Here is a 23649-nt window from a genome sequence, read left to right on the forward strand (position 1 = left end):
GGAGAACGACCATGGCTGAATCCACGTTGCTACAATCGAGTCTGCCCGGAATCGCGCCCGCACACACTGGCAAGGTGCGCGACATGTACGATCTCGACACGGAGTTCCTGATGGTGACGACCGATCGCCTGAGCGCGTTCGACGTCGTCTTTCCATCGCCGATTCCTGGGAAGGGTCGCGTGCTGACCGCGCTGAGTGTGCATTGGTTCCAGACCCTCGGCGACATTGTGCCGAATCACTTGATCGAGCCGGCGACGCGCGAGTTTCTGGATGCGCTGACACCGGACGCGGATGCGCTGCTCGGCCGATCGTTGCGTGTCGAGAAGTGCGAACCGATCAAGGCCGAGTGCATCGTGCGCGGCAGCCTGGAAGGAAGCGGCTGGAAAGAATACCGCCAACGCGGCGCGATCCAGGAACACGGTTTGCCGCCGGGCTTGAAGCTGCACGATCAACTGCCGGAGCCCATCTTCACGCCTTCCACAAAGGCCGATGCCGGGCACGATGAAAACGTGACATTCGCACAGATGGCGGACATCGTGGGGCGCGAACTGGCGGAAACATTACGCGAAACCAGCATTCGGCTGTTCACCGCTGCGCGGGACCGACTGAAGGGTGTTGGGATCACGCTTGCTGACACAAAATTCGAGTTTGGTTTGCTGGATGGAGAAGTCCTCTTGATTGACGAGGCCCTCACGCCGGATTCTTCTCGGTTTCTGATTCCGGGGGAGGATGGCAATCCGGTTTCGATGGATAAGCAATTCGTTCGTGACTGGGCCGAACGCACCGATTGGAACAAGAAACCGCCCGCGCCGGAGCTTCCCGCGGATGTGATTGCACAGACCAGCGCTCGCTATCGCGAAATCGCCGAGCGCATTATTGGCAAGGAGTTGCCCGTATGAGTTCTCGCTTCGATGCCGAAGTGATTGTGATGCCGAAGAAGGAAGTGGCCGATCCTCAGGGGCAGGCCATTGAAGGTGCACTGTCGCGCCTGCAACTCACGGAGAATGGCGTGCAGTTCGAAGGAATTCACGTCGGACGCGTGTTCCGCTTTGCCGTGGACGCTGCAACGCGCGACGCCGCGGAGAAAGCCGTCGAGACGTTGGCCGATCGCGTGCTCGCCAATCCGAACGTCGAGGCGTTTCGGTTCACGCTGCAGGAGCAACTATGAAGGCAGGCATCGTTGTTTTTCCCGGATCGAATTGCGATCGCGATTGCCTGGACGCCAGCGAACGCATCATGGGCTGGCAGACAGTTGCGTGCTGGCACGGCGATGATCTTCCGCGCGATCTCGATCTTGTGATTTTGCCCGGCGGGTTCAGCCACGGAGATTACTTGCGCGCCGGGGCGCTGGCCGCGTTGGCTCCGGTGATGGAAGGCGTTCGTCGTCACGTCGATGAAGGGCGCCACGTGATCGGCATCTGCAACGGGTTTCAGATTCTCTGCGAATCTGGGCTTCTGCCGGGGGCATTGCTAATCAATCGCGGACTCGTGTTTCGCTGCGAGGACGTTGACCTGAAAGTCGAACGTCGCGACACGGCATTCACGTCCGCCTGTCCCGATCGCATTCGGATGCCGATCGCTCATCGCGAAGGGCGCTACTTCGCGGATGCCGAAACGCTCGTGCGGATCGAAGGCGAAGGCCAGGTTCTATTCCGTTACGCCGGCAAGAATCCGAACGGCTCTCTGAACGATATCGCGGGCATCATGAACGACCGCGGCAATGTTTGCGGACTGATGCCGCACCCCGAGCGTGCGTGCGAAGCCATCCTGGGCGGAACGGAAGGACGGAGCGTGTTTGAGTCTCTCGCCAACATTCAAGAGGTATCGACGACTTGCTGACAGCGACTGAAATCACACCGGAAATCGTCGCGACTCACGGGTTACGCCCGGAGGAGTACGACCACATCTGCGAGATCCTGGGCCGTACGCCCGGAATCGTGGAACTCGGGATCTTCTCCGTCATGTGGTCGGAGCATTGCGCTTACAAGCACTCGCGGCCTGTATTGAAGACGCTGCCGACACAGGGCGAGCGCGTTCTCGTCGGTCCTGGGGAAAACGCAGGAATCATTGATATTGGGGACGGAGTCTGTGTGGCCTTCAAGATGGAGAGCCACAATCACCCTTCGGCCGTCGAACCGTATCAGGGTGCCGCAACGGGAGTCGGTGGAATCCTGCGCGATATCTTCACGATGGGTGCGCGGCCGATTGCGATGTTGAACAATCTGCGTTTCGGGGAGCCCGATGATCCGAATATGCAGCACCTGATTGATGGCGTGATCGAGGGCATCGCCGGTTATGGCAATTGCGTCGGCGTACCGACCGTTGCGGGCGACATCGCATTCGATCCAGGATATGCCGGGAACATCCTCGTAAACGTGATGTGCGTCGGTGTTGGGAAGTCCGAAGACATTGCGCGCGGCCAGGCTACTGGTGCTGGCAACGCGGTGCTGTACTTCGGGTCGCCAACCGGACGTGATGGCATTCACGGTGCCACGTTTGCCAGCGAAGAACTGAACGAAGAAGCCGTGGAGCGTCGCGGCGCCGTGCAGGTGGGCGACCCCTTCATGGGGAAGAAGATCCTGGAGGCGACGCTCGAATTGATCGAGCGCGGACTCGTCGTCGGCATCCAGGACATGGGTGCTGCGGGCTTGACATGTTCGACCTGCGAAATGGCGGGACGTGCAGGGACCGGCATCGACATCGATCTCGACAAGGTCCCTCAGCGCGCTGCCGCGATGAGCGCGTATGAAATCATGCTCTCCGAAAGTCAGGAACGCATGTTGGCCGTTTGCGAGCCGGCGAGAGTCTCAGAAGCGCTGGAGGTTTGCGAGCGTTGGGAATGTGGCGGCGTTGTGATCGGCGAAGTGACCGACAGCGGCCACATGGTTGTACGTCACCGTGGGGGTATCGTGGCCGACATCCCGGCCGCGCCGTTGACCGAGGAGGCGCCAGTCTATCATCCGGAATCTGACGATCCGATTCTTCCACAGCCCGTTCCGACAATCCCGACCGTCGAGCGCGCCAGCGTCGGCAAGTGGTTGTTGCGGTTGCTCGCGTCGCCCACCGTGGCATCGAAGCGCTGGGCATGGCGGCGATACGACCACATGGTCCAGACGAACACCGTCGTCCGCCCCGGCGATGGGGATGCGGCGGTTCTGCGCGTTCGCGGCGAAGGGAAACACGCGGACAAGTTCATTGCGGTGACCGGGGATGGCAACGCGCGTTGGGTGGCGCGTGATGCGCGACTGGGCGGACAGTTGGCCGTCAGTGAAGCGGCGCGCAATCTCGTCTGCGTGGGCGCAGAGCCGGTTGGGCTGACAAACTGTCTGAATTTTGGGTCACCGGAGAAGCCGAAGATCTTCGGCGCCTTCAAGAATTGCGTCGCCGGGATGGGCTATGCCTGCCGGCGCCTCAACGTTCCGGTCACCGGAGGAAATGTTTCGCTCTACAACGAGCACGATGGCATCGCCGTTCCGCCAACGCCGATGATTGGTATGGTTGGCTTGATCGAAGATGCCGCCCACATCACGCGCAGTGGATTCCGCCAGAAGGGCGACAGTATTCTGCTGCTCGGCGCTCGGCCGCTTTCGATCGATGGATCCGAGTTTGCGAAGCTCACTCTCGGACCGGACATGCCCGGCAAGCCGCCGATCGGCGGTTCGATCGCGTTTGATCTGGAAGAGGAAGCGCGGCTGCAAGCAATCGTCCTGGAGGCGATCCGCGCAGGCCTGGTTCATTCCGCACATGATGTCACCGAAGGCGGACTGGCCGTTGCTTTGGCGGAGTGCTGTCTGAGCTCTCCACATCAACTCGGCGCGTGGATCGAACAGCCGAATTCAGTCGCTCCGGTCACGTGGTTCTTTGGCGAATTACCGCCGCGCATTATTCTGTCGGGCTCGAAAGAAAAGGTCGGCGATATTCAACGCATGGCCGACGAGGTCGGCGTTCCATGTGCTGTCATTGGCGAAGTCGCCGCCGAGGCGCTTCGTCTTGGCAAGCAGGCGGAAATCACGATCGATGAACTTCGCAGAGCCCACGAAACCAAGCCCTTCGAAGGATTGCGCTGATGACAACTCGCAACTCCGTCCCTACTTACTTGCACGAGCGCCCGACCGAAGAGTGTGGCGTGTGCGCAGTCGTCGGCCATCCCGAGGCCGCAAAGTTGACATGTCTCGGTCTGTATTCCCTGCAGCATCGAGGACAGGAAACCGCGGGCATCGTCTCCGCCTCGCGAAACGGCAATGGTTGCATCCGCCACTCGATTCATCGCGGCCTGGGCCTTGTTCGGGAGATTTTCACGGAAGAGGATCTTGCTCACCTGGAAGGTGAGGTTGCGATCGGCCACGTGAGGTACTCGACGACCGGGCAGCCGATTCCCGCGAACACCCAGCCGCTTGCATCGTCGCTTCGATTTGGCCCAGTGGCCCTCGCGCACAATGGAAACCTGACGAATGCGCGCGAGTTGCGTGAGGATCTGAAGCAGGCCGGGGCGATTTTCCAGACGACGATCGATTCTGAAGCGATTTTGCATCAACTGACACACGTTCGACATGCGGACATCGAGGAGTGCCTGGCCGATGCGCTGCCGCTGGTCGAGGGCGCGTACTCGCTCGTGATGCTTCACAACGATGTTCTTTACGCTGTTCGCGATCCGCGAGGCTTCCGGCCGCTGGTTCTTGGCCAATTGCCGAACGGTGCGCACGTCGTTGCGAGTGAGACGATCGCGTTCGATCTGCTGGATGCAAAGCTGATCCGCGACGTGGAGCCAGGCGAAGTGATTCGAATCGCGCCGGGCGAGGAGCCTGTCAGTCTGCCTTTGCTTGAGCGGAAAGAAACGGCTCACTGCATCTTTGAACTCGTCTACTTCTCGCGCCCGGATTCGGTCGTGGACGGCCGGCACGTTCAAGAAGTGCGCGAGCGCCTGGGGGCTGAGCTCTGGCACGAGCAGCCCGCGGACGTCGATGTAGTGATGGGTGTCCCGGACAGTTCGACGGCCGCCGCGGTGGGTTACGCCCGCGCCGGGAAGATCCCGTATGAAATGGGGCTGATCCGGAATCACTACATTGGCCGCACCTTCATCGAGCCGCATCAGATCATTCGCGATTTCCGCGCGAAGCTGAAATACAATCCCGTGCGATCGATCATCCAAGGAAAGCGCGTGGCCGTGATTGATGACTCGATCGTGCGCGGCACGACGTGTTGCAAGATCGCGCGAATGCTGTACGACGCGGGCGCGAAGGAAGTGCACTTCCGCATTACCGCGCCGCCGTGGCGGCATGCGTGCTTCTACGGGATCGACACGCCGGACGAGCGTAAGCTGATGGCCAACAACGCAACGGTCGAGCAGATGCGCGACCAGATCGGCTGCGATTCGTTGCGATTCCTGACGCCGGACGCGCTGACGCGCGCGGTTCGCGAGACCGAGGGTTGGTGCATGGCGTGCTTCACCGGCAAGTATCCGACGGTGCGGCCAGAGAATCTGACGAAGGAGACGTTCGAGGAAGACGATCCGCGCACGCAGTGGCAACCGAACGGAAATACCTGTGCAAAGGAACATCATGTCGTCTAGTAGCTACGAGAGCGCCGGCGTGAACATCGCGGCGTGCGACGCATGGCTGGATTCGCTGAAGCGCGACCTGCCGGGAATCGGCGGGTTTGCGGGACTGTTTCCGCTCGGAAACATCATCGGCGGCATGAAGGAACCGTGCCTTGTTTCCGGCGCGGATGGCGTAGGAACGAAAGTGCTCGTGGCGCGCGCGGCGGGTGACCTTTCGACGATCGGCATCGACTGTGTCGCGATGGTCGTGAACGACTTGATTTGTTGCGGAGCGACCCCGCTGTTCTTCCTCGACTATCTGGCGCTCGGGAAGTTCGAAAGCGGGGACGCAGACGCAATCTTGCGCGGCTTGCGCCACGGTTGCGATCTGGCGGGATGTACGTTGCTGGGCGGAGAGACGGCCGAGTTGCCAGGGCTCTTTCCAGCAGGCGATTTCGACGTCGCGGGTTTTGGCGTTGGCATCGTTGATCGTGCGGCTTTGGTTGACGGATCAAGAGTACGGGAAGGCCAGGTTGTGATTGGCCTGTCATCCTCTGGTATTCACTCCAATGGGTTGAGTCTCGCACGCAAGGTTTTGCCGGAATACGAGTCCGATGAGGACGTCGCGCGCGATTTGTTGACTCCAACAAGCATCTACGTTCGCGCGATTCAACGCGCCTTGCAGGCCGCTCCGATTTGCGGGATCGCTCACATCACCGGCGGGGGATTACCGGGCAACCTGGCGCGTGCGCTGCCAGAGAACGTGGATGTGCTACTTGATCCGGAGCAGTGGAAGCGGCCGGAGGTATTCGATCGTATCGAGCAACGTGGCGGAATCGATGCGCCGGAGATGTTCAAGACGTTCAACATGGGCATTGGAATGTGCCTTATTGTGGAAGCGGACGACGCAGAGCGATTGCTTCCGATCCTGCAGGAGGAGGCGCCCGCGCAAGTGATCGGTATCACGCTCGCGGGCACCGGGAGAGTCCACCTGAAGGGAGTCGATGGATGAACGGCTTCACCAACGCACGCGTTCTTGTGATGATGGGGTCGAAGAGTGACTGGCCCGTCATGCAAGGTTGCACGGATCGTCTGAAGAGCCTCGGAATCCCTTATGTTGTTCACGTTGCCAGTGCGCATCGCACGCCGGAGTACGTCGAGGAGCTGATCGCGAAGGCGGAAGCGAACAACGTGGAGCTCATCATCGCGGCCGCTGGAATGGCGGCGCATCTGGCTGGTGCAGTCGCCGCGCGGACGATTCTGCCCGTGATAGGGATTCCGATCGATGCGGCGCCGCTGAATGGCATCGATTCGCTGCTTTCCACGGTGCAGATGCCACCAAACATGCCGGTTCTAACCGTCGGAATCGGCCGCGCCGGTGCGGTGAACGCCGCTGTTGCCGCTGCGCAGATTCTGTCGCGCAGCGACGAGGAGCTCCGCGCACGCCTTCTCGCCGATCGAAAGGCCATGCGCGAAAACATCTTCCGCGACGACCAGGAATTGCCGCGCGATGAGTGATTTCGTCCCCGGTTTTGTCGAGCGCATTCTCTCCTGCGCGGAGCGAAACGAAAGCCGTCTGTGCGTCGGGCTCGATCCCATCCCGGGTCACATGCCGGGTGGCTTTCCCGATAACGCCGGCGGAGTGCGCGCATTTCTTCAGCGAATCATCGAGGCGACCGCCGACCTGGTTTGCGCGTACAAACCCAACGCGGCTTTCTTCGAGCGCCTCGGTGCCGACGGGTTCGGGTTGCTGCAGGAACTTCGCGAGATGATTCCGTCCGCGATTCCAATGATCCTGGATGCAAAGCGCGGCGATATTGGCAGCACGGCGCGCGCCTATGCCGAGGCGGTCTTCGACGTCATCCGCGCGGATGCGGTGACCGTAAATCCGCTGCTTGGCAGCGACAGTGTCGCACCGTTCCTTGAGTACAAGGACCGCGGGGTGATCGTCTTGTGCCTGACCTCGAATCCAGGTGCAGACGATTTGCAGATTCCCGCAGGTTTGCCAGGACGTATCGCTTGCCTCGCGAACACTTGGGCGGAGACGAATCCGAATGTCGGCCTGGTGGTCGGAGCAACGCGGCCGGAGAAGCTGAAGGAAATCCGCACGCTTGCGCCCGAGCGTTTGATCCTCGCACCCGGCGTTGGTTCGCAAGGCGGCGATCTTGCAAGGACGATGCGGGCAGGTGGTGGCGGTCCCGGATTGATCATCAATGCATCGCGGTCGATTCTCTACGCCGGCTGCGGAAGTGATTTCGCCGACGCCGCACGCACAGAGGCCGACCGCCTGCGAAAGGCCATCAACGATGCCGGAGCTTGAAGACAACACCGCCGCGTTGCCCGACGCTGTGCACGACTTGATGCAAGAGAGCGGCGCGCTGACCCACGGGCATTTCGCACTCACTTCGGGAAGGCACTCCTCGGTTTATTTTCAGGCGATGCGCTTGCTCGAAAATCCCGCGTGGGCGGATCGACTAGCCGGGGAAGTGGCCGAGCGCTTGCCATCCGGCAAGATCGACGTTGTCTTTAGTCCTGCCGTAGGGGGAATTCCGTGGTGTGATGCGATGGCGCGGCAGGTGAAGGCGCTGCGTGCGTTCTTCGCCGAACGCGTGGACGGCAAGATGACGCTGCGCCGAGGCTTTGCGATCGAACCCGGGCAACGCGTGTTATTGTGCGAGGATGTCGTGACAACCGGCGGCAGCGTGCTGGAGCTCAAGGCAATCGCCGAGGCCGCCGGAGCCGAGGTTGTGGGAATCGCGCTCGTGCTCGATCGCTCAGGCGGAGTGTTCCGGCCCGGTGTGCCCGTCACCAGTTGGGCGGCACTGCAAATTCCAACCTGGTCGGCCGAGGAATGCCCCCTCTGCCGCGCAGGCCAACCAACGCAAAAGCCAGGTTCGCGGGGACTTACTGCCCCGCGGTCTTCTGGATGATCTTGCTCTTCTCGAGTGCTTTCGCCAGGCCTTCTTCCGTGGTGCGGCGGCCGTTCAGGACGCCTTCGATTTCGCGCTGGAAGATGGTGCGGACGTTGTCCCACCAGATGGGCTTCGGCTCGAACTGTGCCGTTTCCAACTGCTCGAACGCATTGCGGAAATTGGGGTTCTTCTCGAAGTACTCTTTCATCTTCGGTGCTTCGGCCGCGGACCGGCGCACGGGCATGTAGCCCGTGTCGATGGCCCACTTCACGGTGACATCCTGCTCGCAGAGGTACTTCAGGAATTCCCACGCGCCGCGCTGGACTTCTTCGGAGTTCTTGCCCATGCCGTTGAAGCCTTGGCGGAAGATGCCGACGTTTGTGCCCTGCGACAGCGTCTTGCCTTCTACTCCTTCCATCGCGGGCACGCCGTACGCGCGCCAGATGAACTTGTTGCCGACGCCAGAGTCGTTGTACGGGAACGCCGCTGTCGAGCCGATGTACATGCCGATCGTCCCCTGGCCGAACACATTAGAGAGATAGTCGGACTCGATGTAACCGGACGCGTTTTCGCCAATCACCAGGTCGACCAGGAACTGCAGAGCTGCTTCGCCCTTCGCGCTGGTGAACGTGAAGTTCTTATTGTTCTCGTCCATGTAGTTGCCATCGGCCGCGAACAGCACCGTTGTGAAGGCTTCGATCATCGGGCGCGTGGCAAAGCCGTAGCGCACGATCTCGCCGGCTTCGTTGCGCTTCGTCATGCGCTGGGCCAGATCCTTCATCTCATCCCAGGTCTTCGGCGGCTCGTCGTAGCCCACCTCGTTCATCAGGTCGTTGTTCACGAAAAGGACGTAGAGGGACTTGTTGAATGGGAGGGTCGCGAGGGTCATTTCGCCTTCCGGGTCCGGATGATAGAGATCACCCTCCTTCGTCAGGCGATACATGTTGTCGCGACGGAATGCCGGGAACAGATCGTTCAGGTCTTCTTCACCCCACGTCTCGTCCTGCTCGACAAAGGTCTGCACCGGCTGGAGGCATCCGAACCGCAGGAAGCGCGTCGTCCACGATTCGTACATCATGGAGGCCGCCGGCTGGCGACCGGCGTAAAGCGATGCGATCAGCTTCTGGTTCAGGCTCTGGTAGCTGCCCTGATAGATGGCCTTAACGACATACTTGTCCTGTTCGGCGTTGAAGGCATCGACGATTTCGTTCAGCGAGCGGGCCTGCTTGCCCGAAACCGCGTACCAGAATTCAACTTCGATCTTCCCGTCTTCACGGGTCTCGGCTTTTGCCTGCTCACAGGAAACAGTCAGCCCCGCCAGTGCGAGCAGCACCAGGGCGATGGGCAGAATCATCAATCGGCGTTTCATTTTCTTTGTCGAACTCCCTTTGGAACTCCCACTATCACGGAGTGATCAAAGGGCCTTGCCGGGGGGATGCCAAGTCAAATCTGAGGGAGATTACCGCGCGTTTTGGCTTTCGCGGTGGAATCTTCGGCCCAATCCGCGGCTCGGATTTCGCTTCCTATTCCACGATCGGAAAATCACGCACCACGAAAGGCACTTTAGACGCGTCATGCACCCTCTTCACGACTTAGCCCCTGGCCAGAATCCACCGGAACTGATCGATGTGCTGGTGGAAATCCCAAAGGGTTCCCGCAATAAGTACGAGCTCGACAAGGACACGGGCATGTTCCGGCTGGACCGGACGCTGTTCTCGCCGATGATTTATCCGGGCGATTATGGGCTGATTCCGCAGACGCATTACGACGACGGCGATCCGCTGGATGCCCTGATCATCTGTAATGAACCCACGTTCACCGGCTGCATTGTCGCCGCCCGGCCCGTCGGGATATTCCGCATGCTGGACAAGGGCGCCAACGACGACAAGATCGTCTGCGTTCCGGCTGGAAATCCTTATTTCGGTAAGTTCCGTGATCTCAAGGATGTACCGCCGCATTACCTGAAAGAAGTGGCTCACTTCTTCAGCGTTTACAAGGACCTGGAAGGCCACCGCACCTTGTCCCTGGGTTGGGAGGACGTTGGTCTGGCCCACGAGCAGATCATGCACGCCATCAAGCTGTACGCCGACATGCATCCGGAGCCGGCCGAGGAGACCCCCGAGGACCCGATGGATTCCGAGGTGAGCGAGTCTCTGACTTAGGCCGCAGAACCCTCCGGCCCGCGCCATACCGGAAGAAAACCGTTGAGCCGAAACCGGGGCGTTCCTACTTTGACATTCGTAGGATCGAAAGCCCACTACGGAGGTTCCCCATGCCCCGTCGAATGATTTTGACGGCCCTGATTGCGTTGTCGGTTACGGCACTGACGGGCTGTAGCCTGACAATCGGTTCCTTCGGCCCCAGCGGTGCCGGGCCAGGTTTCGTTTACACCGAAGACACGGTGTACCCCGCGGCCAACGCCTCCAGCACCCAGTATACGCTGACGACCGATGATTTCGAGATCAAGTCCATGGTTATGGCCGAGGGCACCAGCTCCTCGATTCTCGGCCTGTTCACGACCGGCGATAACGGTTACGAAACTCTCCTCGCCGAGGCTCGCGACCAGGGATGCGACGACGTGATGAACGTCCGCGTCGATGTGCGTTACAGCAACATTCTCTTCATCTACCAGCGGGTCGACACGGTGCTGACCGGCTGGGGCGTGAAGTGGAAGTAACGCCTCAAGTTCGCTAGATTCGAATCACCAGTGGCGGGCGGCTCTCGGCCGCTCGCCACTCTCCACTCTCCACTCGTCTCTTTCCATGAAGCCACTCCGCATTCTTGCCACGATCCTCGTTTTGACTCTCGCCGCCGGCAGCATGTCCGCCTGCTCCTGGTACTCCACCAATCGATGCTACTTGTCGATTGGGCGGTATCGCGCGATGAAGCAGCTTTACCTTGAGACCGGCAGCTACCAGCGCGTCGAACAGGCCATGGAAGACTTGCAGTGGGCCGCCTGCGAGCGTCGGCAGTTCCGCTATCAACTCCAGAAGGACCTGTATCTGGACGATCTGAGCGAGGAAGTGGCGACCGAGGAATTGCTGGGCCAGGCCCCCTGACGCCGGAGCGCCCCGTTGGCTTACGTTCCAAGATTCCGGCATCTCTTCAAGATCCTCTTTCACATGAAGGACTCCGCCGCCGCCGAGGGCCTGTTCCTCGAGGGTAGCATCGAGTTTGAGAACGGCGACGTCGAGACTGCGCGCCTGATGTTCTACTACGGCACGCGGCTCGATCCGACACTGGCTGGGAACTTCTACAACCTTGCCGTGGCCGAGGAGAAGCTCCACGGTTCCGGTGCAAAGGCGATCGCGGCGTGGGAGAAGTATCTGGACGTCGCCGAGCGCGATCCCCGCCAGTCGGATGAAGCGAAGGAGAAAGTGCGAGAGCACTTGAACAAGATCAGGCCCAAGTGATTCTCCGGTCTCCCTTGATCTGAATGCCGCTGCTCTCGTACCTTCTCGCATCAGTTTGGGAAATGGGTTCCAGTCGAATGAAACGATACCTCGGAAGCCGCCGCGGCTTCACGCTCATTGAACTGCTCATCGTTGTGGCGATTATTGCCATTCTGGCGGCGATCGCGGTGCCGAACTTTCTCGAAGCACAAACACGCGCGAAGACGAGCCGTGTGAAGGCCGACATCCGCACGCTGGCGACTGCGATTGAATCCTACGGCGTCGATCACAATGCCTACCCGCCGCACAAGACCGGCGCGGGCGGAGAGATTGCCTATCCGGATCGCTACGTGCCGCTGACGACGCCGGTGGCGTATATCACGAGCATCCCGTCGCGCGATCCGTTCTACCAGGGCGACATTCTCGGCCAGGGCGGTTCGGAGCAGTGGGTGTCCTGGACGAACTTCAAGAGCTTCCCCGACACGCACGCGCTGGCGCCGGCGAAGGACACGCATCGCTGGATGTTGCGTAGCCGCGGGCCCGATGGCGAGAATGAGGCGAACGGCGTGCGCAACGACTTCATGACGGTGGGTCTTTCGGCTGCGCCATCGATGATCTACGATCCGACAAACGGCACCATTTCCCGCGGCGACATCGTCAGGACTGCGATTGTTGTTCCCTGAGGGAAGCGCAGACTACCCGCTCTCTTCATTGCTCATCAGGATCTTCGCACCGGGTTTCACGGCGAAGAACTCGCACGCACTGCCGCGGTTGACGCCGACTTCAAGCCGGCCCGCGGAGTTCCAGTAGACGACCGCATCGCCCGGAGCCACGTCGCCGAACGTCCGGCGGATGCCCCGGATGGTCACACCGGCGATGGAGAATGTTGCGCTCTCTTCTCGGAGCCATTCCGGGACGTTGTCTTTTCGCAGATTCAGTGTCAGATTTCCGAAGTGATCAATCGCCAGCACCGCCAAACGCAGCGCGCCTTCGCCATCCGCCTCGGGCTGAGGGAACTCGAGTCGTTGAATCTCTTCGATTGGTGTTCCAATTTCTTCGGCGGGCACACCTGCAGCGCGAAGTGCGGCCGCCGGCGCGAAGACGTCTCGTCCGTGAAACGTTGCGGAGTCCTGCGGCCGAATGTGTTGTCCGGGCTTCAGGGCAAATGCGTGAAAGGGTTCGCCGGTGCGCTGCAGGGCCGGCCACAGCAGACCATTATCCGGCGCGATCAGGGATCGGCCGCCGACTTCGACAGCGATGGCCTGTCGTTGGCTGCCGACACCCGGGTCGACGACCGCGCACACAACGGCGTTGTCGGGAAGGTAGGGGAGAGCGTCTTCCAGCACCAAGGCGCCCCACTGCACATTCTGGGGCGGCACGGCGTGCGTGAGATCAAAGATAGGCGATTCGGGGGAGAGTCGAAAAACAACGGCCTTCATGATGCCCACAAAGGCATCCTGAAGGCCGAAATCTGTCAGAATAAATACCGGTCGCATCGTCTGGGGCATTAAGCCGTCAGGAGCATCTTGCAGTCAAGCGTCGGAGCGGTCTTCTTAGTGCGCGACCTCGGTCGGGGCGGCCATCTCCGCAGCCATCTCGTGGCGGGAGCGCTGAGCCTCGATTTCGTCTGCCAGGTAGGATTCCATTTCCCGCAGGCAGTCGAACAGAATCTCGAAGTCTTCCTTCCAGACCATCACGCGATTCCGCAGCTTCTTGTCGCCATCCTTGCGGGTGCTCTCGCTGATGACGACGTACTTTTCTCCGTTCGTGTCCTTCTTCACGTCCAGATAATAGGTCCGCTTTCCCCCTCCGAACCTTCGAGTGAAGAGCTCTTCGTAATTCGGCATGACTATTCCCCTCGGATACAAATCTCAACTCCCACGTATGCGATACGAAGACCGCGCGAGTAGACCATCTCCCAAAGACACACCTTCCCTCGAATACTACGCGTGGACCAAGCACGAGCGGGGGTCCCAAAGTCTGTCAGGTACGCTGCAGACTTCCTCTCCGTGGGTTTGGAAATCAAGCCGATTTTCGTTAGGATCGCTGGAATTGCCATATTTGCATGCTTTGCCGCCCCAAGATCTGGACAACTCGGCGGATCGGTCCGATTGGTGCTTACCGTCCCCTAGAGGCCGGAGGCCCCAACACTTTGGTTCAGGAAGAATGTATGGCACCCCCAATCAAGATCATTGGCCTGTGCGGCAGTCTCCGCCCCGGATCCTATGCCGCAAAAGCTCTGAAAATCGCGCTGGAGAGTGCCCGCCAGGCAGGGGCCGAGGTCGAGTACTTCGATCAGGTCGAAAATCCCCTCCCATTCTGCGACGGGCATCATCTCGATGAGAACGACGCGAATGCCGTCGAATTGCGCGCTTTGATCAAGGCGGCCGACGGGGTGATCCTGGCCACGCCGGAGTATCACGGTTCGTGTTCCGGAGTGATGAAGAACACGCTGGACCTGCTGAGCTTCAACGAGATGGAGGGCAAGGTCTGTGGGCTTGTCAGCGTGCTGGGGGGGCAGGGGAGTTCGAACGCGCTGAATCATCTGCGGATCATTTGCCGATGGGTGCACGCATGGGTGGTTCCGCACCAGGCGGCGATCGGCGCGTCATACCAGGCATTTGCGGAAGACGGCAGCCTGAAGGACGAGAAACTCCAGCAGCGCGTCGAGCGCGTCGGCGTGGATGTCGTGAAGTACGCGCACATGTTGCGGGCCAATCCCGAGCTGGTGGAGTTTGACGGCGACGAGTAGGCAGGGCGACTAACCCCTTGCAGGCGCGGCCGGTCCAGTGCTTGGCATCTCGGGGGAGACACACCAATGGCAGAGAAGAAATCTCAGAATCGGGTGGTCGTGCAGAACAAGAAGGCACGCCACCTGTTTGAAATCACGGACCGCATCGAGGCGGGGATCGTGCTGGCGGGCAGCGAAGTGAAATCGTTGCGCGAGGGCAAGGGCTCCGTGGCGGAGGCCTACATCGTGCCGCGCGGCAACGAGATGTGGTTGGTGGGAATGCACATCACTCCCTACGAGAAAGCATCCGCATGGGTCGAACCGGCCGTGCGCGATCGGAAGCTGCTGCTGCATCGGCGCGAAATCGATCGGCTTGCCGGTGCCGTGTCGCAGAAAGGCATGACCCTGGTGCCGCTGAAGGTTTACTTCAGCGATCGCGGCCACGTGAAGATCGAGATCGGCCTGGCCCGCGGTAAAAAGGCTCCCGACAAGCGCCAGGATCTGAAGGAGCGCCAGATCAAGCGGGAACTCGAACGGGAGTACAAAGTCCGATGAAGCGCCTGGCGTTGTTATGTCTGCTGCTTTTCTGCGCGACGGCTCTGACCGCCGGCGATCCCGTGATCGAGCGCGCCGAACAGGAGACGCGCGATCAACGCCGGCCAGTTCTGATCTCCCATGGCGTGAATCCGAAAGCGCCGGACTTGATTGCTTTCCTCAAGAAGGGGTTTTCCGACGCGGCCATTCAGCGCGGTCTTCCCACGGAACCGATCGTGAAATCCGAAGTCGCAAACAAGGCCGTCGAAGAACTCGGTCTGACGCAGTCGGAGGCGGGCGTTCCGATTCTGATGCAGATTGCCGCGGGCGACTTGCCGCCGGGTGTGCTGGCGACGATTCGCCTCGATGTGGAAATGATGCCGGTGCACGACGCCGATATTCTGGCAGCTCGTTACAGTCGGGGTCTGCGCAAGAACGCCGTCGTGGCACTTGGGCTGATCGGCGATCCGCAGGCCGCCGACACGATCCTGGAAGCGATGCGCGAGTACACGGACCCCCTGATGATTTCCGAGGGCGCGGTTTCGTTGGGCTTGCTGGGCGATTCGCGCGGGCTGCTGCCGCTTGTTGTGGCGACGCGCAATCCAGAGGATCCGGCGCTGGCGATGGTCTTCGCCCACGTGTATTACCTGACTGGGCGGAACTACGATATTACGAGCGTCTCGCCCATCGCCCGGCGCCGTGAAGCCGTCGAGCAGTTGCGCCAATGGTACGAGGCCGAGGGGACCAAGTTCGTCCCCGTTCGCGCGGAGATTCTGCGCCGACGCGATCGCGGATTGGAACGCACGGACCTGCCGCTTGAAACGTTGAGGGGCGCGCTGCGTGCGACTCGCGATTCCCAGAATTACGATCGCCGCTACGCCGGTCGCGAAAGATTGCGCAATCTCGGGCCGGGTATGGCACCGCAATTGCGCGAGATCTCGATGGATCCCTTGGAGGATCTGGACATTCGCCGCGCGGCGATGACGTACTACGCCGGTGCCGATCCCGAGAGAGCCCGCAAGGACATGAAGTACCTGGCTAAGAAGGATGAGAATTCCATCATCCGCGGGCAGGCGGAATCGCTGATGGAAGACATCGAACGCGCGCTGGAAGACGAATAGGAGTTCGCAACGCATGACGCTCCCCGGACGACGAGGGTTTTCCTGGATACCAATCGCAACGGCGCTGGGACTGGCGCTGATTATGATTTTCGTGTTTGTCGATTTCGATCGCGCAGTGGCTCCCGAACGGACGCCGAACAGTTACGTCCTGCCGCCTGGGTTCAGCGGACACGTCAAGATTCTGTACGAGGTCGAAGACGCCGAACCGCTCGCGATCGAGGACGGCTTTCGCGTGCTGCCGATCAACGCGAGCGGTTACCTGGAGACATCGAGCAAAATGCTGTACGGGCACGCCGAAGATCGCTTCCTGCGCCGCAAGCCCGAGGGGGGATTCGAGGAACTGACGCTTCAGGATTTGAAGATCCGCAAGAATGGACTCGAAGGCGATCAGAAGGAGTACTTCGCGAGCGCGACGGAGGAATTGCCGAAGCGCGACGCCATGTTCCAAGCCCAGGGCCGAGTCGATGCCGACGGGGAAAACATCCTCGGGCATCCGTATGAAATCATGGTCTTCCGCGGCGACGACGAAGAAGGCATGCCGCAGCGAATGTAAGTTGCGGGGCGGCGGTTAGCCCTGATCCATCAACACATCGGTCATGTTGAAGACCTCGCCGCGCGAACCTTCGGCCAGGCGACGAGCCAGGAAATCGGCGGCAACCAACGCGCCTTCGGCATACACACGCCGACCGTCGACGCAGTGGTTCAGCCCGAGCCGCACACTGCCATTCGACGACTTGATGTCGTAGTAATGGTACGCGTGGCCGGCCAAGTGCTCCGCCGGGACGTTCATGCGCGATGTCTGCTCCTCGGGCTCGCGGATCATCTCGATCTCGTCGACCTTGGCCGGCAGACCGAGGCGCGCGAAGTCCGCCACGAGTGCCTTGGCGGTGCCGCTCGTGTCCTTCTTGCCCTTCTGGTGCGACTCGACCACATGAAAGCCGTAGCCTTTCATGGCGCCTGGGAAGTTGTCCGCCAGGTTCGCCATCGCCGTCTGCAGTAACACGATCGGGATCGCCATGTTCGGCGCGATCACGGCGGACGCGTCGCTCGCCTGAACCAGCTTCACCGCCTCGTCGCGATCGAACCCGGTTGTTCCCATTACAAACGGAATCCCCGCCGATGCGAAGAAGCGCACGTTGTCTAGCGCGGCCGTTGGCTCGGTGAAATCCACCGCGATGGTGTTCGGCGGCAGTTCCAGGCTCTCGCGTGTGGATGGTCGACGGAGCTGGATCTCGCGACCGCTGACGACATGAACGGCGTCATTGACCACCTCACCTGTCAGCGCAACATCGAGCAGTGTGAAGCGTTCCGCGGCCGCGGATTCGAGAGCCGCCAGGGCGACTTCGTTGGCCATGCGGCCAGGTAGTCCGGAAAGAAGGAGATGGATCGCGCTCATAAGGGACCTCGCAATAGAAACCCCCGCCTGGATCACTCCGGCGGGGGACGGATTGTTGAAGGGGTGGAGCCGCCACACAGATTCGAACTGTGGACCCCATCCTTACCATGGATGTGCTCTACCGGCTGAGCTATGGCGGCCCATCGCGGGTATCGCCCCCGCGAGGGCTCCTTACTTGGGAGAATGGCCCCCGGCGCGCAACCAGAAAAGTGGTCACCCCCCAAAAAAGGCAGGGCGCAGTTGGGGCGCACTGACCGCGGCCTGCCCGCAACACTTGTAAATTCCGTGTTCTATTTCAATTATTGAAATAAGGCCCCCCAAAACCGGCGCCTTATTTCACAAAATCGCGATTTTGTGAAATAAGGGCTTGAGATAAACACCAGTTGTCTCAAAAAATGAAATTCGAGGACACTTGAGATGACTTCTATTTCACGATCTGGCCATTTTGTGAAACAACCAGGGGGCTTTAGAGCGTTCATTCCAGCCTCCTTTCCCCCCAGCCCACCCGTTCGGATGAACACCAAGCTGGAGAAACTGCTCTCCCAGGCCGACCTTGCCGTCGGGGGGCTGAGCACCATAACGGACATCTTGCCCAATACAGACTTATTCCTCGGAATGTATGTGCGTCGCGAAGCAGTGCTCTCCTCCCAGATCGAAGGAACGCAGAGCACTCTCGAAGAGGTCCTGCGCTTCGAAATAGCTCCTTCAAAAGCCGAACGATTCGTGGATGCGGGCGAGATCGTGAACTACGTGGCTGCCCTCAATCATGGCTTGGAGCGCCTGGCAGATCTTCCGATCTCGCTTCGCCTGTTTCAGGAGATCCACGCGATTCTCATGCGGTCTGGGCGGGGAAGTCACTCGACCCCGGGTGAGTTCCGGCGATCCCAGAACTGGATTGGCCCGCCAGGATGTACCCTCGAAACGGCGTCTTTCGTACCGCCGCCAGTGCCTCACATGAAGGATGCTCTGGGCGAACTGGAGAAGTTCCTGCATTCCGATTCCCTTCCCATTCTGATTCTGGCAGGGCTGGCTCATGCACAGTTCGAGACGATCCACCCTTTTCTGGATGGCAATGGTCGAATCGGGCGGCTGCTCATCACCCTCCTTTTGTGTGAAAGGGGAATCCTATCACGTCCAGTCCTGTATCTTTCTCATTTCTTCAAACGCAATCGCTTGGAATACTATGATCGACTGACTGCGATTCGAGAGAAAGGCGATTGGGAAGGCTGGTTAGGTTTCTTCCTTCGGGGTGCAGAAGAAGTAGCTCGAGAAGCGATTGAAACAACTCGGAGTATCCGGGCTCTGAAAGAGCGGCACCAGCAGTTGATCATCCATCGCGTGGGAGACAATCCTCGCGCGCGAAGCCTTCTCGATCTTCTCTTCCGTCGGCCAATGATCTCTGTCCGTCTCGCAGAGCAGGAACTGGGGTGCTCCTACAACACGGCGAACAAGTTCGTTGGCCTGTTCGAGGAACTCGGACTGCTTGAGACGGTCACCGGCGACGGCCGAGGGCGCGTTTACTCCTATCGCGAATACCTCGATCTCTTCGATGCGCGGGAGGGAGCCGCTGACTTTGGACCTCCCTGGGATAGTTCGTGGGAACTGACGGGGCAGGAGGATTGAGGAAGGCAGAGCCAGTCCATCCTGGAATCAATCATCTCTTCTTCGTAGTGCGCTTGGCCGCCTTCTTCGCGATCTTCTTCGTGGCGCGTTTGCGGGCTGGCTTGGCGGGGGTCAGGATGGGGGCGAGGAACTGGCCGGTGTGGCTTGTCTTTACGGCGGCGATTTCCTCGGGGGTGCCGGTTGCGATGATTTCGCCGCCGGCTTCGCCGCCTTCGGGGCCGAGGTCGATCAGCCAGTCGCAGGACTTGATGACGTCGAGGTTGTGCTCGATGATCAGCACCGTGGACCCCGCGTCGACCAGCCGGTTGAGCACTTCGATCAGCTTGCGTACATCCTCGAAATGCAGGCCGGTCGTCGGCTCGTCGAGCACATAAAGCGTCCGCCCCGTGTTGCGCTTGGAGAGCTCGCGCGAGAGTTTGATGCGCTGCGCTTCGCCGCCGGAGAACGTGGTCGCCGATTGCCCGAGCGTGATGTACGATAGCCCGACGTCGTGAAGTGTCTGCAATTTGCTCGCGATGAAGTGCACCGGCTGGAAGAACTCGAGCGCTTCCGCGACGGTCATTTCCAACACGTCGGCGATGTTCTTTCCGCGATAAGTGACCTCGAGCGTTTCGCGATTAAACCGGCGACCGCGGCACGCTTCGCACTCCACAAACACGTCCGGCAGAAAGTGCATTTCGACGCGCTTCATGCCGTCGCCATTGCACTCTTCGCAACGGCCGCCCTTTACGTTGAACGAGAAACGTCCCTTCTTGTAGCCGCGCATGCGGGCCTCGGGCGTTTGCGCAAACAGATCGCGGATCAGGTCGAAGATCTTCGTGTACGTCGCAGGATTCGACCGCGGCGTGCGGCCGATCGGCGATTGATCGACGTTGATCACTTTGTCGAGCGCTTCCATGTTTTCGATCGTGCGGTGCGGGCCGACGGTATGGTTGCCGTTGTGCAAGTGGTTCATCAGCGCGGGCACGAGCGTCTCAATGACCAAGCTCGATTTTCCGGAACCGGACACGCCCGTGACGCCGATCATCGCCCCGAGCGGCAGTGCGAACTCGATGTCCTTCAGATTGTGGTGCCGCGCGCCCCGAAGGACGAGTTGGTTCTTAGGATCGATCGGGCGGCGCTCTCCTGGGACATCGATTGAGCGGCGTCCGGCCAGGAAATCGCCGGTCAGCGAGTCCTTGACCTTTACGAGTTGCTTCGCCGTGCAACTGGCGACGACGTGGCCACCGAGCGTTCCCGCTCCCGGCCCGAGGTCCACCACGTGATCGGCCGTGCGGATCGTTTGCTCGTCGTGTTCGACGACGATCACGGTGTTGCCCAGATCGCGCAGACGACAGAGCGCTTCGATCAGGCGCTCGTTATCGCGCTGGTGTAGACCGATGCTCGGCTCGTCCAGGATGTAGAGCACGCCGACCAGTTGCGATCCGATCTGCGTGGCCAATCGAATGCGCTGCGCCTCGCCGCCGGAGAGCGTCCCCGCCTGGCGATCGAGCGTGATGTAGTGCAGCCCGACGTTCAGCAGGAACGACAGGCGATCGCGGATTTCCTTCAGTGGCTGGTTCGCGATCATCGCCTCGCGTTCGTCGAGCTTCAAGTTCGCAAAGAAGTCGTGTGCTTCGCCGATCGTCAGCGCGCAGGCCTCGCCGATGTTGCGGTCGCCGATTGTTACCGCGAGGCTCTCAGGGCGCAGCCGCGCGCCTTTGCATTCCGGGCAGGCCGCATCGCGCAGATAGCGGATGTAGCCGTCGCGCATGGCTTCGCTCTGCGTCTCGTTCATCAGTCGCTTGATGCGCGGCACGAGGCCTTCCCAGTCCACCTTGTGAACGTGGCCCTTATCCTCGGCGCTCATGTGCACGGTGTACTTCTTGGAACCCGTCCCGTGCAGCAGCGCGTTGCGCACTTTCGCCGGCAGCTTTTCCCACGGTGTGTCGAACTTGAACTTCAGTGCTTTCGACAGCGCCAACAACACCCGATATCCCCATGCCGACGTTCTGGGCTCCACCACGCCGCGTCGCACGGGGAAGTACCCGCGCCACGGCACGACAGCGCCTTCCTCGATCGAGCGAGAGGGATCAGGCACGATCGCGTCCTCGTCAATCTCCGGCGTTGTGCCGAGTCCGTTGCAGTTTGGACACGCGCCGTACGGCGAGTTGAACGAGAACATGCGAGGCGCCAACTCGATGATCTGCGGGCCGTGTTCGGGACACGCCAGGGCTTCGGAGAAGGTGCGTTCGCCTTCCCACTCGATGCCCTTCGGGAACTTGCCGCCACTGTCCGGTACCGTCTCGACGATGACGAGGCCGTCCGCTTTGCGCAGGGCCAACTCCACCGAATCGGTCAGTCGCTGGCGCTGATCCTTGCGCACGATGAAGCGATCGATCACGAGACTGATGTCGTGCTTGAACTGGCGCTTCAGGCGCATCTGCGGGTCCAGTTCGATCGTCTCGCCGTCGACCTTTGCGCGGACGAAACCTTCCTTCAGTGCCTGTTGAAACAGCGCCTGATATTCGCCTTTTCGGCCGCGCACGATTGGCGCCAGAACCAGCAGCCGTGATCCCTCCGGCAGACTCATTGTGCGATCCACGATGTCCTGCACGGTCTGCTTCTGCAGCTTCCGCCCGCACAGCGTGCAGTGTGGCGTACCGGCGTTCGCAAACAACAGTCGGAGGTAGTCGTAGATCTCCGTCACGGTTCCGACGGTGGAGCGCGGGTTTCGGCTGACGGTTTTCTGCTCGATCGAAATGGCGGGGGAGAGGCCCTCGATGTGCTCGACGTGCGGCTTCGGCATCTGGTCGAGGAACTGGCGCGCGTAGGCCGACAGGCTCTCGACGTAGCGGCGCTGGCCCTCGGCGTAGATCGTGTCGAACGCCAGCGACGACTTGCCAGAGCCGCTCAGCCCCGTCACAACGGTCAGCGTGTTGCGCGGCACGCGCACATCGATGTTCTTCAGATTGTGTTCGCAGGCGCCGAAGACCTGGAGATCGATAGGAGACATGACCGCCGTCCGGAGGAAAATGCGAGGCGACTCGCAAGCGTGCAGGAGTTATGCCTGCCCGCGGGGTGGTGGTCAAGGGCGAAGAAAAGGTGAAGACGTGGTCTTCGCCCCCTCCAGGCACGGGGCTGTCTCTTTGCGCCAACCCCGGGCTCCTGTCGTCGCCCGGGGCCATTCACCTGATCCTCCTCCGGAGGATGTGGCGGAGTAGCACTCAAGCTCCATTTCCAGGATACACACCTGGAACGAAGGCGTCCCCCGACAGGGGGGCGAAGTTCAATGGCCCCGGGCGACCTTTGGGAGCCCGGGGTAGGGGATTACGTTCTCTCCGGTCCCTGGAAGGGGCCAAGGCCGTCACCCCATGCGGCGCCGGGCGGCTTCGATCTCGCGGTTCTCGATGTACGTGTCGAACAGCTCATCGAAGGAGTGATAGCGCGAGTAGAACCGCCGGATACGCCACATCTGCCACCAGCGCATCGGCCAGGTCGAAAGGAAGTAGGTGATCGCGAAGGCAAAGATCACTGTGTACTTGCGAACCGGCATCGGCACCCCGAACAAGCCGAAGGCGATGTCAGTCCCGAAGAAGATCCCAAAGAACATTGTGAACCAGATTGTCTGCGGCACCAACACAGCCAAGCCCACGAAATACAAAGTCAGCGGGTTGCGTTTGCGAAGGTAGCTTTCGACATCGGGCAGGAAGACGAACGGAGAGTCCCAGAGACGCCTCAATATCAGGTAGGCGATCAGCGCATAGAAGCCGAGCATGATCGCGTCGGTATGGTTGGAAATCGCCCAGTATGCAATGATACCGCCGACTGCCAGATACTCCGCCAGCACAGCGGGATAGATGATCCCGAGCGCAACGTCGGCGCGGCTGAGCCCCGAGTTCAGGTAGTCGTCGAGTGTCCCCGTGGCGGCCAGTGATGAGAACTCGAACCAGCAGAAGAACCTCTGGATCGCCATGATGATCGTCCAGAAGAGGATCACGAATCCGAGGAGAGGGATCAGGCCGGTCGGGAGCTTCAGGATCGATTCATAGACGGACAATGCGATCGCTGTAAAGACCACGGACCGCACAATCGGGCTGCGGATGATCGAGCGGAAGCCTCTCGGGAGAAGCGTCCGTTTGAAGACGGGATTGGCTCGCAGATCCTCCCAACTCGCCACCAGGCCAGATACGGTTGCGTTCGCCATGCGATTCCCCTCCGACGCGAATTGGGGCGAGGATGCAGATGGCTTGTACGGCTGTCGAGGCGAAAGCGGGTGTGTCTTCCGGCGCATCAACGAATTGCTGATTTCTACCGGGGCGGGTCCGATCGGTGCTTAGGTGTTCCGCATTGGAGCGAAACGTGCACTACCGATGGTTGCCGGGAGCTGCTGGTGGATTGAAGCAGCCCGTGGCGTCGCCAGGG

25 protein-coding genes and 1 tRNA gene are annotated in these 23649 nt (G+C 60.6%); 19 read left to right on the forward strand and 7 right to left on the reverse strand.

Features of this window, described 5'->3' with window-relative positions:
- Nucleotides 1-11: 11 nt before the first annotated feature.
- Genes KQI84_08990 through pyrE form a run of 9 tightly spaced genes read left to right on the forward strand, consistent with a single transcriptional unit; the run spans nt 12 to nt 8466 of the window.
- Nucleotides 12-899, forward strand: coding sequence for a phosphoribosylaminoimidazolesuccinocarboxamide synthase (locus KQI84_08990; protein ID MCB2155010.1), 888 nt, complete (start codon nt 12-14; stop codon nt 897-899).
- A complete protein-coding gene (gene purS / locus KQI84_08995) occupies nt 896-1168 on the forward strand; it encodes a phosphoribosylformylglycinamidine synthase subunit PurS (GenBank protein ID MCB2155011.1) in 273 nt (90 codons plus the stop codon). Before KQI84_08990 ends, purS begins: the two co-directional genes overlap by 4 nt.
- Nucleotides 1165-1839 carry a phosphoribosylformylglycinamidine synthase subunit PurQ gene (gene purQ, locus KQI84_09000; protein MCB2155012.1) on the forward strand — a complete coding sequence of 225 codons (675 nt, stop codon included), beginning with the start codon at nt 1165-1167 and terminating at the stop codon, nt 1837-1839. Before purS ends, purQ begins: the two co-directional genes overlap by 4 nt.
- Nucleotides 1833-4067, forward strand: coding sequence for a phosphoribosylformylglycinamidine synthase subunit PurL (gene purL, locus KQI84_09005; protein MCB2155013.1), 2235 nt, complete (start codon nt 1833-1835; stop codon nt 4065-4067). The genes purQ and purL overlap by 7 nt, the downstream gene beginning before the upstream one ends.
- Nucleotides 4067-5569, forward strand: coding sequence for an amidophosphoribosyltransferase (locus KQI84_09010; GenBank protein MCB2155014.1), 1503 nt, complete (start codon nt 4067-4069; stop codon nt 5567-5569). The genes purL and KQI84_09010 overlap by 1 nt, the downstream gene beginning before the upstream one ends.
- A complete protein-coding gene (gene purM / locus KQI84_09015; protein ID MCB2155015.1) occupies nt 5559-6548 on the forward strand; it encodes a phosphoribosylformylglycinamidine cyclo-ligase in 990 nt (329 codons plus the stop codon). Before KQI84_09010 ends, purM begins: the two co-directional genes overlap by 11 nt.
- Nucleotides 6545-7054 (forward strand): 5-(carboxyamino)imidazole ribonucleotide mutase, encoded by a 510-nt coding sequence (gene purE, locus KQI84_09020; protein ID MCB2155016.1) that lies wholly within the window; start codon nt 6545-6547, stop codon nt 7052-7054. The genes purM and purE overlap by 4 nt, the downstream gene beginning before the upstream one ends.
- Entirely contained in the window at nt 7047-7856 is an 810-nt protein-coding gene (gene pyrF / locus KQI84_09025) for an orotidine-5'-phosphate decarboxylase (GenBank protein MCB2155017.1), read from the forward strand. The genes purE and pyrF overlap by 8 nt, the downstream gene beginning before the upstream one ends.
- Nucleotides 7843-8466 carry an orotate phosphoribosyltransferase gene (gene pyrE, locus KQI84_09030; protein MCB2155018.1) on the forward strand — a complete coding sequence of 208 codons (624 nt, stop codon included), beginning with the start codon at nt 7843-7845 and terminating at the stop codon, nt 8464-8466. Before pyrF ends, pyrE begins: the two co-directional genes overlap by 14 nt.
- On the opposite strand, the gene KQI84_09035 is transcribed toward pyrE, so the two are convergent.
- On the reverse strand, nt 8441-9817 hold the full coding sequence (locus tag KQI84_09035) for an ABC transporter substrate-binding protein (protein MCB2155019.1): 1377 nt from the start codon (nt 9815-9817) through the stop codon (nt 8441-8443). The genes pyrE and KQI84_09035 overlap by 26 nt on opposite strands.
- Before the next feature lie 205 nt (nt 9818-10022).
- On the opposite strand from KQI84_09035, the gene KQI84_09040 reads away from it, so the two are divergent.
- The 5 genes from KQI84_09040 to KQI84_09060 all read left to right on the forward strand — a co-directional run bounded on the left by KQI84_09040 (nt 10023) and on the right by KQI84_09060 (nt 12523).
- Nucleotides 10023-10610, forward strand: coding sequence for an inorganic diphosphatase (locus KQI84_09040; protein MCB2155020.1), 588 nt, complete (start codon nt 10023-10025; stop codon nt 10608-10610).
- 110 nt (nt 10611-10720) lie between these two features.
- Complete coding sequence (locus KQI84_09045) at nt 10721-11125, forward strand: TRL-like family protein (GenBank protein MCB2155021.1); 405 nt, start codon at nt 10721-10723, stop codon at nt 11123-11125.
- A gap of 85 nt (nt 11126-11210) precedes the next feature.
- On the forward strand, nt 11211-11507 hold the full coding sequence (locus tag KQI84_09050) for a hypothetical protein (GenBank protein MCB2155022.1): 297 nt from the start codon (nt 11211-11213) through the stop codon (nt 11505-11507).
- Nucleotides 11508-11522: 15 nt separating this feature from the next.
- Nucleotides 11523-11861, forward strand: a complete 339-nt coding sequence (locus tag KQI84_09055; GenBank protein ID MCB2155023.1) for a hypothetical protein — start codon at nt 11523-11525, stop codon at nt 11859-11861.
- Nucleotides 11862-11938: 77 nt separating this feature from the next.
- Nucleotides 11939-12523, forward strand: coding sequence for a prepilin-type N-terminal cleavage/methylation domain-containing protein (locus KQI84_09060; protein ID MCB2155024.1), 585 nt, complete (start codon nt 11939-11941; stop codon nt 12521-12523).
- Between the two features lie 12 nt (nt 12524-12535).
- Here KQI84_09060 and KQI84_09065 read toward each other — a convergent pair whose 3' ends face one another.
- Nucleotides 12536-13336, reverse strand: a complete 801-nt coding sequence (locus tag KQI84_09065; protein ID MCB2155025.1) for an SAM-dependent chlorinase/fluorinase — start codon at nt 13334-13336, stop codon at nt 12536-12538.
- Between the two features lie 57 nt (nt 13337-13393).
- Nucleotides 13394-13687 carry a PUR family DNA/RNA-binding protein gene (locus KQI84_09070; GenBank protein ID MCB2155026.1) on the reverse strand — a complete coding sequence of 98 codons (294 nt, stop codon included), beginning with the start codon at nt 13685-13687 and terminating at the stop codon, nt 13394-13396.
- A 323-nt stretch (nt 13688-14010) separates the two neighbouring features.
- Between KQI84_09070 and KQI84_09075 the strand changes: the two genes are divergently transcribed.
- The 4 genes from KQI84_09075 to KQI84_09090 all read left to right on the forward strand — a co-directional run bounded on the left by KQI84_09075 (nt 14011) and on the right by KQI84_09090 (nt 16779).
- Nucleotides 14011-14592, forward strand: coding sequence for an NAD(P)H-dependent oxidoreductase (locus tag KQI84_09075; protein MCB2155027.1), 582 nt, complete (start codon nt 14011-14013; stop codon nt 14590-14592).
- A 66-nt stretch (nt 14593-14658) separates the two neighbouring features.
- Nucleotides 14659-15126 (forward strand): SsrA-binding protein SmpB, encoded by a 468-nt coding sequence (gene smpB / locus KQI84_09080; protein MCB2155028.1) that lies wholly within the window; start codon nt 14659-14661, stop codon nt 15124-15126.
- Complete coding sequence (locus KQI84_09085) at nt 15123-16226, forward strand: hypothetical protein (GenBank protein MCB2155029.1); 1104 nt, start codon at nt 15123-15125, stop codon at nt 16224-16226. The genes smpB and KQI84_09085 overlap by 4 nt, the downstream gene beginning before the upstream one ends.
- A 13-nt stretch (nt 16227-16239) precedes the next feature.
- Nucleotides 16240-16779, forward strand: a complete 540-nt coding sequence (locus KQI84_09090) for a hypothetical protein (protein MCB2155030.1) — start codon at nt 16240-16242, stop codon at nt 16777-16779.
- A 15-nt stretch (nt 16780-16794) separates the two neighbouring features.
- On the opposite strand, the gene KQI84_09095 is transcribed toward KQI84_09090, so the two are convergent.
- Complete coding sequence (locus KQI84_09095) at nt 16795-17622, reverse strand: dihydrodipicolinate reductase (protein ID MCB2155031.1); 828 nt, start codon at nt 17620-17622, stop codon at nt 16795-16797.
- Nucleotides 17623-17686: 64 nt separating this feature from the next.
- Nucleotides 17687-17762, reverse strand: a tRNA-Thr gene (locus KQI84_09100).
- A gap of 277 nt (nt 17763-18039) precedes the next feature.
- On the opposite strand from KQI84_09100, the gene KQI84_09105 reads away from it, so the two are divergent.
- Complete coding sequence (locus tag KQI84_09105; GenBank protein ID MCB2155032.1) at nt 18040-19245, forward strand: Fic family protein; 1206 nt, start codon at nt 18040-18042, stop codon at nt 19243-19245.
- A 31-nt stretch (nt 19246-19276) separates the two neighbouring features.
- Here KQI84_09105 and uvrA read toward each other — a convergent pair whose 3' ends face one another.
- A complete protein-coding gene (gene uvrA / locus KQI84_09110) occupies nt 19277-22240 on the reverse strand; it encodes an excinuclease ABC subunit UvrA (GenBank protein ID MCB2155033.1) in 2964 nt (987 codons plus the stop codon).
- Nucleotides 22241-22591: 351 nt separating this feature from the next.
- On the reverse strand, nt 22592-23431 hold the full coding sequence (locus KQI84_09115) for a hypothetical protein (protein MCB2155034.1): 840 nt from the start codon (nt 23429-23431) through the stop codon (nt 22592-22594).
- Nucleotides 23432-23649 lie beyond the last annotated feature (218 nt).

The organism is bacterium (assembly GCA_020444065.1).
GTDB lineage: Bacteria > Sumerlaeota > Sumerlaeia > SLMS01 > JAHLLQ01 > JAHLLQ01.

Bases quoted from the DNA above. Each gene is read 5' to 3' on its own strand.
- KQI84_09040 (MCB2155020.1), top strand. From the start codon at position 10,023: ATGCACCCTCTTCACGACTTAGCCCCTGGCCAGAATCCACCGGAACTG.
- KQI84_09090 (MCB2155030.1), top strand. From the start codon at position 16,240: ATGACGCTCCCCGGACGACGAGGGTTTTCCTGGATACCAATCGCAACG.
- KQI84_09105 (MCB2155032.1), top strand. From the start codon at position 18,040: ATGACTTCTATTTCACGATCTGGCCATTTTGTGAAACAACCAGGGGGC.
- KQI84_09060 (MCB2155024.1), top strand. From the start codon at position 11,939: ATGAAACGATACCTCGGAAGCCGCCGCGGCTTCACGCTCATTGAACTG.
- KQI84_09070 (MCB2155026.1), bottom strand. From the start codon at position 13,687: ATGCCGAATTACGAAGAGCTCTTCACTCGAAGGTTCGGAGGGGGAAAG.
- uvrA (MCB2155033.1), bottom strand. From the start codon at position 22,240: ATGTCTCCTATCGATCTCCAGGTCTTCGGCGCCTGCGAACACAATCTG.
- purM (MCB2155015.1), top strand. From the start codon at position 5,559: ATGTCGTCTAGTAGCTACGAGAGCGCCGGCGTGAACATCGCGGCGTGC.
- KQI84_09065 (MCB2155025.1), bottom strand. From the start codon at position 13,336: ATGCGACCGGTATTTATTCTGACAGATTTCGGCCTTCAGGATGCCTTT.
- KQI84_09095 (MCB2155031.1), bottom strand. From the start codon at position 17,622: ATGAGCGCGATCCATCTCCTTCTTTCCGGACTACCTGGCCGCATGGCC.
- KQI84_09035 (MCB2155019.1), bottom strand. From the start codon at position 9,817: ATGAAACGCCGATTGATGATTCTGCCCATCGCCCTGGTGCTGCTCGCA.
- KQI84_09075 (MCB2155027.1), top strand. From the start codon at position 14,011: ATGGCACCCCCAATCAAGATCATTGGCCTGTGCGGCAGTCTCCGCCCC.
- pyrF (MCB2155017.1), top strand. From the start codon at position 7,047: ATGAGTGATTTCGTCCCCGGTTTTGTCGAGCGCATTCTCTCCTGCGCG.
- KQI84_09115 (MCB2155034.1), bottom strand. From the start codon at position 23,431: ATGGCGAACGCAACCGTATCTGGCCTGGTGGCGAGTTGGGAGGATCTG.
- purQ (MCB2155012.1), top strand. From the start codon at position 1,165: ATGAAGGCAGGCATCGTTGTTTTTCCCGGATCGAATTGCGATCGCGAT.
- purE (MCB2155016.1), top strand. From the start codon at position 6,545: ATGAACGGCTTCACCAACGCACGCGTTCTTGTGATGATGGGGTCGAAG.
- KQI84_09045 (MCB2155021.1), top strand. From the start codon at position 10,721: ATGCCCCGTCGAATGATTTTGACGGCCCTGATTGCGTTGTCGGTTACG.
- KQI84_09085 (MCB2155029.1), top strand. From the start codon at position 15,123: ATGAAGCGCCTGGCGTTGTTATGTCTGCTGCTTTTCTGCGCGACGGCT.
- KQI84_09010 (MCB2155014.1), top strand. From the start codon at position 4,067: ATGACAACTCGCAACTCCGTCCCTACTTACTTGCACGAGCGCCCGACC.
- purS (MCB2155011.1), top strand. From the start codon at position 896: ATGAGTTCTCGCTTCGATGCCGAAGTGATTGTGATGCCGAAGAAGGAA.
- KQI84_09050 (MCB2155022.1), top strand. From the start codon at position 11,211: ATGAAGCCACTCCGCATTCTTGCCACGATCCTCGTTTTGACTCTCGCC.
- smpB (MCB2155028.1), top strand. From the start codon at position 14,659: ATGGCAGAGAAGAAATCTCAGAATCGGGTGGTCGTGCAGAACAAGAAG.
- KQI84_08990 (MCB2155010.1), top strand. From the start codon at position 12: ATGGCTGAATCCACGTTGCTACAATCGAGTCTGCCCGGAATCGCGCCC.
- pyrE (MCB2155018.1), top strand. From the start codon at position 7,843: ATGCCGGAGCTTGAAGACAACACCGCCGCGTTGCCCGACGCTGTGCAC.